Annotated in this window: 11 protein-coding genes and 2 pseudogenes; 11 read left to right on the top strand and 2 right to left on the bottom strand. The window is 34.5% G+C overall.

Annotated elements, in window-relative coordinates; translation table 11 throughout:
• The 3 genes and pseudogenes from AC3DU7_RS12465 to AC3DU7_RS12455 form a co-directional block, all read left to right on the top strand.
• Positions 1-305: pseudogene (locus tag AC3DU7_RS12465) on the top strand (hypothetical protein); the annotation flags it as partial.
• 143 nt (positions 306-448) lie between these two features.
• Positions 449-526: pseudogene (locus AC3DU7_RS12460) on the top strand (zinc ribbon domain-containing protein); the annotation flags it as partial.
• Positions 527-1363: 837 nt separating this feature from the next.
• Complete coding sequence (locus AC3DU7_RS12455) at positions 1364-2275, top strand: NYN domain-containing protein (protein WP_488039663.1); 912 nt, start codon at positions 1364-1366, stop codon at positions 2273-2275.
• Between the two features lie 98 nt (positions 2276-2373).
• On the opposite strand, the gene proX is transcribed toward AC3DU7_RS12455, so the two are convergent.
• Positions 2374-3390 carry a glycine betaine/L-proline ABC transporter substrate-binding protein ProX gene (gene proX, locus AC3DU7_RS12450; RefSeq protein WP_488039662.1) on the bottom strand — a complete coding sequence of 339 codons (1017 nt, stop codon included), beginning with the start codon at positions 3388-3390 and terminating at the stop codon, positions 2374-2376.
• Positions 3391-3877: 487 nt separating this feature from the next.
• Here proX and AC3DU7_RS12445 point away from each other — a divergent pair, with 487 nt between their 5' ends.
• From AC3DU7_RS12445 to AC3DU7_RS12435, 3 genes are all read left to right on the top strand, one after another.
• Positions 3878-4246, top strand: a complete 369-nt coding sequence (locus AC3DU7_RS12445; RefSeq protein ID WP_488039661.1) for a hypothetical protein — start codon at positions 3878-3880, stop codon at positions 4244-4246.
• 29 nt (positions 4247-4275) lie between these two features.
• Complete coding sequence (locus AC3DU7_RS12440) at positions 4276-4515, top strand: hypothetical protein (RefSeq protein WP_488039660.1); 240 nt, start codon at positions 4276-4278, stop codon at positions 4513-4515.
• Between the two features lie 118 nt (positions 4516-4633).
• Entirely contained in the window at positions 4634-4918 is a 285-nt protein-coding gene (locus AC3DU7_RS12435) for a hypothetical protein (protein WP_488039659.1), read from the top strand.
• Between the two features lie 249 nt (positions 4919-5167).
• On the opposite strand, the gene AC3DU7_RS12430 is transcribed toward AC3DU7_RS12435, so the two are convergent.
• Positions 5168-6367 carry a ferrochelatase gene (locus AC3DU7_RS12430; protein ID WP_488039658.1) on the bottom strand — a complete coding sequence of 400 codons (1200 nt, stop codon included), beginning with the start codon at positions 6365-6367 and terminating at the stop codon, positions 5168-5170.
• A gap of 610 nt (positions 6368-6977) precedes the next feature.
• Between AC3DU7_RS12430 and AC3DU7_RS12425 the strand changes: the two genes are divergently transcribed.
• From AC3DU7_RS12425 to lpxD, 5 genes are all read left to right on the top strand, one after another.
• On the top strand, positions 6978-7568 hold the full coding sequence (locus AC3DU7_RS12425) for a hypothetical protein (protein ID WP_488039657.1): 591 nt from the start codon (positions 6978-6980) through the stop codon (positions 7566-7568).
• A 158-nt stretch (positions 7569-7726) separates the two neighbouring features.
• Entirely contained in the window at positions 7727-8620 is an 894-nt protein-coding gene (locus AC3DU7_RS12420) for an alpha/beta fold hydrolase (RefSeq protein WP_488039656.1), read from the top strand.
• A 248-nt stretch (positions 8621-8868) separates the two neighbouring features.
• Entirely contained in the window at positions 8869-9504 is a 636-nt protein-coding gene (locus AC3DU7_RS12415; protein ID WP_488039655.1) for a hypothetical protein, read from the top strand.
• Positions 9505-9858: 354 nt separating this feature from the next.
• The gene (locus AC3DU7_RS12410) at positions 9859-10179 is read left to right on the top strand and encodes a YkvA family protein (RefSeq protein ID WP_488039654.1); all 321 of its coding nucleotides are present in this window, start codon (positions 9859-9861) and stop codon (positions 10177-10179) included.
• A gap of 345 nt (positions 10180-10524) precedes the next feature.
• Positions 10525-11577, top strand: a complete 1053-nt coding sequence (gene lpxD / locus AC3DU7_RS12405; RefSeq protein WP_488039653.1) for a UDP-3-O-(3-hydroxymyristoyl)glucosamine N-acyltransferase — start codon at positions 10525-10527, stop codon at positions 11575-11577.
• The last annotated feature ends 65 nt before the right edge of the window (positions 11578-11642 follow it).

The raw sequence follows: 11642 nt of genomic DNA, 5'->3' as shown, positions 1-11642 counted from the left end.
CTTATGTAGAAATTCTCGAACAAAAGGAGCAAGCAAGACAAAATGCCGAACAACACAGACAAATAGCTCAACAAGAAAGACAAAATGCCGAACAACAGAGACAAATAGCTCAACAAGAAAGACAAAATGCCGAACTAGAGGCAAATGCACGTCAACAAGCTGAACAGGAACGGAACTTAATTGCTCAACAGCAACAAGAAGCTATTCCTCGGTTATTGAGCATGGGTTTAACTACCAAACAAGTTGCAGATGCTCTTTCTTTACCTTTAACTGTAGTAGAAAAATTCAGAGATTTGGAGATTTAGTTAATCAAGACTTACGAAAATTGAATTAAACCACCATCTGTAGGGGCAAATGGTATTTGCTAACGTATATGTTCAAACTGTGGGCATCAACAGAAAATGCCGTTACACTTGAGAACTTATGTTAGCGCAGCTTTGCGGATCGCAAATGTAGTGAATGCGGTTTTGAAGCTGACAGAGATTTTAATGCTGCTGTCAACTTGAAAAACTATGGGTATCAGTAGCTTGAGTTCCAAGCGAATTTAAGCCTGTGGAGAAGATAAGTTACAGACTGCGGTCAGTGGTCTTCAGTGTTTGCGCAGCATTGCGTCAGCAAAACAGGAAGCTAGCTCCAAAGCTCATGCAATCATGTATGGGTAAGTTTGGGTAAGTTTAGTAGAACGGATAGAAGTCTAGACTAAGTATGTCGGTGGGAAATTTTATAACTATGTAACTAAAAAATGTCACGCAGCTATTTTGGTTGATCCTCAAAAACTAACTAATTCCATCAATCAATTAGTTGGTGAAAGTCAAGTAAAATTGCGTAGTTTGACATTTGTTCTTGACTCTGATTTGGAAAAACCTGCTCAATCTCTTTGTAAGCATTCAGCTATCAGCAAAAAGACTCTCTCATACTAGGAAAGCGTTTAAATTACAGCAGTTTTGGAGTTGATGAGGTACAAAATTTTAGGACTTTAGGGAGTAGGGAGTAGGGAAAAAAAGATTAACTTTACAACTGTACCTCACTATCCTAAAAAGTGCTGTAATAAATGACTTTAAGGGCAAGGGAGTCAACTTTTTTAGTAAGACAATTAATAAAGCTTTTATAGCAAACTAAAAGCAATAGCTGAATGCGAGCGCATCCCGCAGGGAAGTGCTGATGGCTGAATGCTTGCATCTCTTTTAGAAGAGTTAATCAAATATTTTGATTAAGGTTTGACACTTATAATATTTTGTTAAGTTAATCTTAAGTAAGAGATTATTTAGTTAAAGGGTATGTTAAATAGCTAAAATATATTTAACCTTTCCCATAAGTCCTGTAATGTAAAGTTAAACTAAAAAGTAGATATTTATTGTTAAAAATGTCAAATTCTCATAATCTTACCGAACTACAATCTTCAAAAGTCACTTATTTATTTATTGATGGAAGTTACCTAAGAAAAAGTTATATAGACTCCACTTCTAAATGGTTTGGCAATGAAGTCATAAATGACAATATTAATATTGATTTTAATGCCATCAAAAATTTTTTTGATGCTCGAAAAGTTTTCTATTATGACTATATAGACAGGATTCAAGGTAAGTATGAGGATCAAAGAGATTTTGAAAAGCGTGTATCTCAACAAAAAGATTATTTTAATCAAATTCGTTCTCTAGAAGAATATCACGTTAAACTAGGAAATTTGACAAAAAAAAGTCAAAAAGAAGTTCATATTCTCCTCACAATAGATATGATGAATCATGCTATTCGCAACAATATGACAAAAGCAGTTTTATTATCTGGAGATAAGGATTTTAAACCACTTATTGAAAGTTTAGTAAATATGGGAATGCTTGTATATCTATCTTCGGAAACTCGTTCAACTTCATCAGACCTAAAATCTGTGGCTGATTCTTACATCCCACTTTCATTTTTTGATTACTATAAATGGTCATCTCCAGAACTGAAAAATAAGTATCCAATGCCTAAAATCGAAACATATAAAACTCCACTTTTAGGTCGAGGTATAGAAAAATTTACGGCACTATCAGATATGAAAATTGGTAAGAAATTTGGAAGTATGGTCAAAGTTCCTGAACCTCAAAATGCTGACTTGCTCGACCGCGGAAAAGTTAAAGATTACGAAGTTAAGTTATTTCACAAAGATCGTGAGTTTATTCTCTTCTTTAGAAAGATAGAAGATGGTTCTACTTTTCAGATGACTTTGAATAATCAGGATAGATTAGAACTTTACTATGCTCTGGAATCTGGAAAAAAAATTAAGTGGGATTAATTCAGCTATCAGGTATAAGCTAATATCAAAGCGAGAATATTTTTCGCTCTTTCCCCTTTTTTCCTACCCTTTAATTTAATAATTCTAAATTCTAACTTCTAAATTCTACTTGCCTTTTTTGCTTCTTCTAACCAACTATCAAACAACTCTTGATTATTTTCAACCCACTCTTTGGCATGGCGACGGATATCCTCTGGAGAATCTTCACCATCTTTAATATATAGACTTTCAACATTCATATCCTCCGCCGGAATTTGAACCAGTTCAAACCAACGTTTGACAACTGGGTTAGCTGTTAAAAATTCTTTGTTGGCAAAAATTCGCAGGCGATCGACAGCAAACCCAAGATTTTTACCTTCTATAGTGGTGTCTTTTACTGTTATATTTTGCTGAGATTCTGGAAGAGAGGTAAAGGGGACTTCCAACCAAATTATATCTTTATCTGGTTTTAAGACTGTAGATATCCAGTGAGGATTATAAGCATAGTAGAGAACGCTTTTCCCTTGCTGGTAGCGACTGATAACATCTGCAAGTAAAATAATGTATTGTCCTCTATTGTGTTCAACTGTATCTTCTAGTCCATAAGCTTTGATCTGATGATCGATTATTCGTTCACAAAACCAACCAGGATTACAACCAATTAAATTAGCTTTACCATTACCATCTGAATCAAATAGTTGAGCAATTTTCGGGTCTTTAAGTTGTCCAAGATTAGTAATGTTATATTTATCGGCAGTTTTTTTATCGATTTGATAACCTTGTATCACATCAGGAGTTAGAACTCCTACTCCCTCTAACTTTTTTTCACCCCCAGCATTATTAAAATATCCTTGGTGTGCTTTTTCAGCACCGATAACACTATAATCTAGGTCACCATTAGCAACAGACAAATAAATAGCAGGGTAGTCAATTTCTTTCGGTTTTTCAATCTGATAACCAAGTTTTTCAAGACCAATATTTACAATCTCGGTTTGGAAATGTTCCTCAATCCAATTACTATGGGCAGCACGAACTCTAGTTTTTTTAACAGATAAATTTGATTGACAGGCAATTAAACCTATCAACAAAGTTGTCAAAGTTATTTCTAAAGCAAGTTGCCTCAATTTTTGTTTCATGAAACAGTTCTAATAAACATTACAATGAAAGATTATTTAGCTTGACTATAACTCTTCAGATACTTGATTTTCTAAAAAATTTAGATAATCTTAAATATTAGATATTTTGATAGGTAAAAATTCTGTACTAAATTACAATATGTCAGGACGTTAATCGGCTAAATAAAAATTATTTGTTGGTAACTACTGTTTCACAGAAATTAAAAGTCAAAATTCAAAAGTTAAAAGTAAGATTTTATAGATTCAAAACTTTGACGCTATAGTAATTTTAGGGAATTATTTCACATCTAAATTTCAAACGTTTTGTGACATCTTTAAAGTGAATTGGTATGAGTTTAGAGGCAGGAGGCAAGAGGTATTTACAGCCAATATTGTTCTCAATGGTATAATGTTGTAGGTAAACCTTAAAATAGTTAACCATTGGTGCGATGAAATTAATATTTTTCCAATCTTATATTTACTTAGTATTGTCTCTATTGTCAGGACTATGAGTGCAAAAATTCTGTGGATATTTGTTAATATTATTTTAGCTTTATTACCTATAGTAACTAATTTTCTCTTGATTAAGATAATGAAAATTGAGCGGGAGTGGTATGAAACTCTAAAAGATGGCGAGTTATTTATTTTTTCTACTACAATCTCCGCTTCTGCTATTGGGGTTACTTTTTTTCAAGGTAGTTTAGATAATTCTTTAGGAAATTTAGTATTTTGTATTCTTCTTTTAACGATCATATTTTCCACCCTTTTGTTTGGTTTCGCTAGTGTCCTAAAATTTAAGCAAGAAAAAATGCCAGATGAAAAATTATATGCTATTGCTTCAATTGGTTGTGCAATAGCAGCAATTTTTTGTAGTTAATATATAGCTTTTATATCAGGTACCATAAAATGAGCAATTCAACAATTGAAGGATTGACAAAACAAGAAAAAACTCTATTTTGGGATTTAATTAATAAAATATTAGCTCAAAAATTATTACCGAGAAATATTTGGTCTAAAGCCTCCCCTCTTAAGGGGATAAAAAGCGGTCTCCGGATGGCGAGGAAACCTCGCCATATCCAATCAACCAAGAGAAAAGAGAATATTCCTTATTTCAAGCCTCCTTATTGCAGAGGTACTGATAACTGATAACTGATAACTGAAATGACCAGAAGCATCATCTACTTCTACGGAAAAACAATTCCAATTAATTTTTAAGGTAGATGAGAATGGTTCAATAGATGTAGACTCTATCCAGTTGAAATTGGTGCAAATTAAGCGTCCTTCTCCATTTATACCTATTGCTTTGTATGTAATTTCTTTAGCATCACTTACTTTAGGGTTTGTAGCTATCCCTGGAATAATAATCTGGATCGTAACAAATCCTGGTAAATTTAGAATATTTGCTTTAACAGGATGGGTACTAATATGTTTTCTTGGGGTGGGAGCTTTTCTTGGTAAGTTGAATTGGGGCAGTGTTATAAATATATCTACTGCTTATTTGATCGCCTTATTATTGGTAACTTTATTAGGGAAACTTTTGTCTTTATGAGCCAGAGGGAAGAAAAAATGAAAGTGTTGTAGATATGGCAAACCCCCCTTAAAAAAAGAGAGGCTTTAAAAATTTGAATATTAGAAAACTAATTATTTGAAGAAGAAGTCAGGAGTTCAAACCTGCCACTAATTGGAAACCAACTAGTCTAATAATTTGTAATTGATATTAAACCAATTTATTCATCTCAGCTCATACAGAATTTTCCTGTTAAATTCTCACTTCTGACTTCTAACTCCTGACTTCTTCCTAATGATGATGATGATGGTGGTCATGGTCGTGATGGTGATGATGACCGTGGGAATGTCCATGCTCCCCACCGTGACTATGACTATGAGTTTTCTTCGCTTGTGCCACTGCTAAAGAAGGATTAACAGCTAAAGCATTTTCACTTAACAACTCCTCAATATAAAGGTTAGCCCAATCAGCAGCCATCTTCAAAAATTCTGGGCGATCGTTTACACAAGGCATTTGACGATAAGTTACTTCTGGATATTTGCGACGTATTGCTTCAATAATATGCTCAACATCTAATAATGTTTCGTGATTTTCTGTGGCAAAACCAATAGGCATAAATATAATAGCTGTTGCACCTAATTCTATGAGGTTTTTAGCAGCAGTTTTCGCATCTGGTTGAGTCCAATCAATTAGTGGAGTATCATGGTTTAACCAACCTACAGAAATTAAAGGAAAACGATTAATTAAACGTTCCCGCACTAACTCATAAAGTGCCTGACTTTCGTCAATTCCAGAAGTAAAACCTTTAGCTTCGTGAGGGCAACCATGATTAGTTAAAACAATGCCAATTTGAGATGGTAAATGAGCAACTGCTAAGTCATTAGCAATTTCTTCTTCTACCATTTTTGCCATTAAATCAATATAATCATGTTCGTTATAAAAGGAAGGAATATAACGTTGACCTTTAATCCAATGTTCGGTATTATCTGCTAATTTTACTAAGGCTTTATTAACTTGTTCGACAGCAATTCCACTGGTAAAAATAGAATCAACTACTAGCAAAGGATAAATCAATAATTTATCAAATCCTTCAGCTTTAATTTGTGTTAATACTTGTTCTGGTAAATGGGGAGCGCAGAAGTTAAAAGCTTTGAAAACTTTGATGCGATCGCCCCATTTTGTTTGGAGATTTTTTTCAATTCCTGCTCTTTGACTTTCAAAAATAGCATTATGAGGAGAGATAAAATTACCATGTTGATGACTCCATTCATGCAAGTCAAAAATAGCTAATAATTTGGCAATGGGAGGGTATATCCAGGTAGGAACAGGAGCAAATTTAGCAGTAAGTAAATTTAAAGCTTGTTCATTATAATTAGCAAAATCTTCATAACTTTCTACTTCACCATATCCCATTAATAATACTGCTACTCTGTCTTTTTTTTCGGATGGAGTAACTGTAGATTGTTGAATTTTTTCTGGAGTAGTAACCACGTTTTTTCCCTTGATTTTAGAAATATTAATTAACTTGATACAAGATAAAACAGAAACAATTTATTGGTTTATACTTTGTCAAAAAACAAGTATAAAAATCCTTTTTTTGAGCATAGGTTTGATTGACATAAGATTGAAAAAAACAAATATTTTTCTCAAACCTGCCACTACAACTATTAGTTTCTGTACAACAGTACATAGTGAGTAATTAGACTCTGATGTTAGTTTAACACTCCCCTCCGGGGGGATGGGTACTATAATAATTTAGATTATATAAAATATTGAAGGTTTGCTTGGGACATTTAATGAAGTCAGAAGTCAAAAGTCAGAAGTTAACCAACCTCTAACCCAGACTGTGGAGGGGAAGTAGGGGATTTGAGTTTCGCTCCAAAAAATATTTCGCCTTAAAAGGCGGCGTTTTAGACCAAATTATTTTGATCAAAAGCTGAAGACTCAGACAAGGCCAGATTTTTCCATCCTTCAGTTCTATCCCAGATAACTAAAGCCTTCTTCCTTCTGAATTTTGACTTATAACTTATAACTTTCTTCCTTCTAACTTCTAACTTTTGACTTTTGACTTATAACTTTCTTCCTTCTTCCTTTCTTCAAGATGACTACAGTAATTTGCCCTGGAATACACAACTCAAAGCTAACTGAGCAATTCTTGGAGGGATTATTTGTCCATTGGCAAAGTCTCTCTCAATCTGGAGAGTTGTTAATTTGTCCCACTCAAGATTATTCTCCCTATTCCGCTATTGACATTTTGGACTTTTTATCTATAAAAAAACAATTAACCAAAAATGTGCCATTAATATTTATTGCCTTTAGTGCTGGAGTAGTAGGAGCAGTGGGAGCAGCTTGGGGTTGGCAACTGCAGGGTGGAACAGTCAAAGCTTTTATTGCTATTGATGGGTGGGGAATGCCTGTAGAGGGAAACTTTCCTATATATAAGGTGAGTCATGATTATTTTACACATTGGAGTTGGGGACTTTTGGGGACTGTGGATGAAAGTTTTTATGCCCATCCATCTGTAGAACATTTAGAAATCTGGCGATCGCCCCAAACTACTAGAGGTTGGTGGTTGCATCAAAACAGTATTGAAGTAAAAACAGCTTCACCAGTAACAGCAGCAGAATTTATCAGAATAATATTAGAAAACTATGGAGAATTAAGCACTTTTTCAAATAATGAAGTATATTGAATAATTAATAATTAATAGTTAATAATTAACAAATACATCTTCTTTTCAAAGAGATGAAAATATCTAAATATTTTAGTCAGGTTTATTAATTAGACAGAGTTTGATATAATCTCTAACTTAAGATAAAAAAATTAATCAGGAAGCAGGAGCTAGTTAAAGTGAAAACAGCAGAAAAAACATCTTATATAAATATCAATGGCGTTGAGCATTACTATGAGTGGATAAAGACATCAAATTCCACAGAAAAATCGAAACCAGTAATGGTATTTCTCCACGGATGGGGTGGTTCTGGTAGATATTGGGAAAGCACAGCTAAAGAACTTTCCGATCGATTTGATTGTTTAATTTACGACTTAAAAGGATTTGGTCGTAGCTCTTTACCTACACCAGACCCCGCAGCAGAAAAAGGTGTTTCCAAAAGCTCAAAATATCTTACCGATAATTATGATTTAGTTGGTTACGCAGAAGATTTAAAAGTTTTATTAGAGGCTTTAAATTTAGACAAAGTTTACCTAACAGCTCATTCAACTGGATCGTCTATTTCAGTTTTATTTGTAAATATGTATCCAGAGAGAGTAGAAAAAGCAATTTTAACTTGTAGTGGTATTTTTGAATATGATGAAAAAAGTTTTTCTGCATTCCATAAAGCAAGTCGTTATGTAGTTATGTTTCGGCCTAAATGGTTAGCAAAAATTCCCTTGATGGGTCGTATGGTTATGAAAAGATTTTTATACAGGTCTATTCCTGATAATTTGTGTAATGAATTTTTAGAAGATTTTCTGATGGCTGACTTTGATGCTGCTTATGGCACAGTCTTAACTTCTGTGAGTAAAGAAGCATCAGAATGGTTGCCAGAACAATTTAAAAACTCAACAGTACCAATTTTATTAATCTCTGGTGAATATGACCAAATTATTCCCGCAGAAATGGGTAGGCAAGCAGCAGAATTAAATGAAAAAATAGAGTTTTTTATGATGAAAAATACTGCTCATTTTCCTATGTTAGAAGACCGGGAAAATTATTTACAAAGAGTGGCGATTTTTTTGGCTTAGGTGAAGCAAAATTAAAAAATATAATTATAATTAGGTAAGCACCCTCAACAAGGGGATTTGCAATGCATGACTATCTTGAGTGCGTCTTAAATTCTGAAGGGGCTGTGTGCGGAATTACTTCCGCAATTTATACGCCCCGTAGGAAACCTTAGAATTACGCACTCGCTTTTTACTTGCATTTTTATGCTACGTTTTGTCGTAAGGAATGTAGGTTACTATGAAAAGTGGCGTGCAAGTGAAAAAAATGAATGAATATTTTACTTGTTGAACTCGATCCTAAAGATGTTTTAACTGATGAAATTTTATTTATAAATAAACAGAAAGAGCAGTTTATTTACGAACATCTTCGCCATTACTGCTCGAAGTTTTACCCTCTGCCAACTATTAGTGTTAGAGTATATAAAAATTCAGTAATAGTTACTCATGGTCATCTATATCTTGCTATTGCTAAAGAGTTAGGACATCAACGGATTCGTGCTATTATCGATATAAACTCGCCCTATTGTTTTATTCAAAAACTTCTCAATCGTCCTTCTGTAATCAAACTAGATTGGAATATTGTCAGACAAGAAGATAATGAACTTGTTTCCTATTGTTGGTTAGTGTTTTTCTTCAAAAGATCTCTTAATCAAAAGGAAAAGAAAGTTTTTGAGGAACAAGTAGTTAGATTTTTCGAACAAATTCCATTACCAGAATTTGTTGATGAATCGAATGACAAAATCCAAGTTTTGAGCTACCCAAATTTCGGATATTGTGCTGAAATAAAAGCATATCTGCCATGGGAAGATGAAAGATGGTATTCAACTTCAAGAGCAGTTTTACTAAACTTTCATTTCAACTGTGTTCCAATAGTTTCATTTCAAGGACGAAAGTGGCAAATATGATATATTTGGTTAGATATTTGCTTTTCTGAAAAATATAGGACTTAGAGCAAAATTCTATATATAAAATATTAGTAAATCAAAACTATAAATAAATGGCGAAATTCCTAAATTAAGGGCTTTAACTACACAATTCACTACCACAGACAGACTTCAGAAGTTCAACTACTAAAAAAATAACTTTATCTCAAGCATTTTTTTCTCGGCAGGTTAACTACAAACTCCCATAACAAAATTCCTTAATTTTAAATGTAGAAATTTCTATAAAAACTGATGGTGGATACTGACATTGCCATACTGCTTTAAATTCTGGCATTATTAAAAATGTAAGTAAGTTTTAAGTTTAAGGATAATTAAATGAGTTTTTCCATTCAATCTCTATATACTTGGTATCGTAATACTATCCGTAATCCTAAATATCGTTGGTGGATTATTGCTGGAACGTTGGCTTATGTATTGAGTCCTTTTGACATCTCTCCAGATTTTATCCCCATTGTCGGACAAATTGATGATGTTGCTATTGTAACTCTCTTGGTGGCAGAAGTTTCTCAGATGGCAGTTGAATTTATGAAGTTACGTCGCGGTAAAAAAGATGTAGCAGTTGCACCTGATATTCATGATCAAGACTCAACTACTACTGATACCACAGTTGATGTAGATTCTGTTTCTGTCAAGTAAATTAGGGCGTTGCCGAATTGAAGTATGAATGCGCAATTGTTTGGTTGGTCAAGCCCCCCTAAATCCCCCATTTTTGGGGACTTTTAGAGTTTTATTCCCCCCAAAGTTGGCTTGCTCGGGGGGCAAAATCATACCCAGAATCAGAAACGTCTAAATTAGATTTAGGCAAAATTAGCTTTCTATTATTTTGTCTCGACTGTATTAGGATAATCAGTTATAAAAAAACTTCTCCCTTTGAACTTTTCTTTCCCTTCTGCCTTCTGCCCTCTGCCTTCCCTGGACTTGGGTTTATTTTTTTGCAGGAAAATGGTATAAATTCAAAAGTCCAGCTACGAGTGGGAAATAATGAAATTTAGGGAACTTGTAAATCAGCTTGGTTGTGAGGCGATCGCTAGTAGTCTAGAAAAAACTAATGGTGTGGCCCCAGATATTACAGGTGTGGCCCCAGTGGATGAAGCATTAGCAGGTACTCTTAGTTACATAGAAGGACCAAAATTTGCCAGTTATTTAAGCACAACAAATGCTAGTGCTTTGATTTTGCCCATGGACGAGACTCTGCAAACCCAGGCAAGCGAACGTGGTATTGAGTGGGTAGCTGGAAAAGAGCCGAGATTATTATTTGCCAAGGCGATCGCTCTTTTTTATCAACCTTTTCAACCTATTCGAGAAATTCATGGCACTGCTGTTATTCACTCCACAGCGGAAATAGGAAAAAATGTTTATCTTGGCCCTCATGTTGTGGTTGATGCGGGGGTAAAAATTGGGGACAATGTTTGTATTTATCCAAATGTGGTAATTTATCCAGATGTGGAAATAGGAGATAATTCTGTTTTACACGCCAATTGTTCGATTCATGAACGTAGTCAAATTGGCAATGATTGTGTGATTCATAGTGGGGCAGTTATTGGTGGAGAAGGTTTTGGTTTTGTGCCCACTCAAGATGGTTGGTATAAAATGGAACAGTCTGGTAGAGTAGTTTTGGAGGATAGGGTTGAAGTTGGTGGCAATAGTACTATAGATCGCCCCGCAGTGGGAGAAACTAGAATTGGCAAAAATACGAAGTTGGATAATTTGGTACAGGTTGGCCATGGTTGTCAGATTGGGAAAAACTGTGCTTTGGCCGCTCAGGTTGGTTTAGCTGGTGGGGTGAAACTGGGCGATAATGTAATTTTGGCTGGTCAAGTGGGTATTGCTAATCAGGCAAAAATTGGAAATGGAGCGATCGCTACTGCTCAAGCAGGTGTTCATAATGATGTTGCTGCTGGAGAAATTGTTTCTAGTAGTCCTGCTGTTCCTTATAAGATTTATTTAAAAGCGTCTGCTATTTATAAACGTTTGCCTGAAATTTATCAATATGTGAAACAGATTAAGCGAATGTTTAATATTAGTTCTTATTGACATACTCCCAACGCTCCCCTACGGGAGAGCGCGGGATTCTTCAGTCTGGGATACCCTGACCGCAG

Source organism: Okeania sp. (assembly GCF_983059655.1).
This window is presented reverse-complemented; position numbering and strand designations above follow the sequence as displayed.

What these genes read in the sequence shown, in the direction of transcription:
- lpxD (WP_488039653.1), top strand. Translation starts at nt 10,525, where the DNA reads ATGAAATTTAGGGAACTTGTAAATCAGCTTGGTTGTGAGGCGATCGCT.
- AC3DU7_RS12440 (WP_488039660.1), top strand. Translation starts at nt 4,276, where the DNA reads ATGAGCAATTCAACAATTGAAGGATTGACAAAACAAGAAAAAACTCTA.
- AC3DU7_RS12445 (WP_488039661.1), top strand. Translation starts at nt 3,878, where the DNA reads ATGAGTGCAAAAATTCTGTGGATATTTGTTAATATTATTTTAGCTTTA.
- proX (WP_488039662.1), bottom strand. Translation starts at nt 3,390, where the DNA reads ATGAAACAAAAATTGAGGCAACTTGCTTTAGAAATAACTTTGACAACT.
- AC3DU7_RS12415 (WP_488039655.1), top strand. Translation starts at nt 8,869, where the DNA reads ATGAATATTTTACTTGTTGAACTCGATCCTAAAGATGTTTTAACTGAT.
- AC3DU7_RS12425 (WP_488039657.1), top strand. Translation starts at nt 6,978, where the DNA reads ATGACTACAGTAATTTGCCCTGGAATACACAACTCAAAGCTAACTGAG.
- AC3DU7_RS12410 (WP_488039654.1), top strand. Translation starts at nt 9,859, where the DNA reads ATGAGTTTTTCCATTCAATCTCTATATACTTGGTATCGTAATACTATC.
- AC3DU7_RS12455 (WP_488039663.1), top strand. Translation starts at nt 1,364, where the DNA reads ATGTCAAATTCTCATAATCTTACCGAACTACAATCTTCAAAAGTCACT.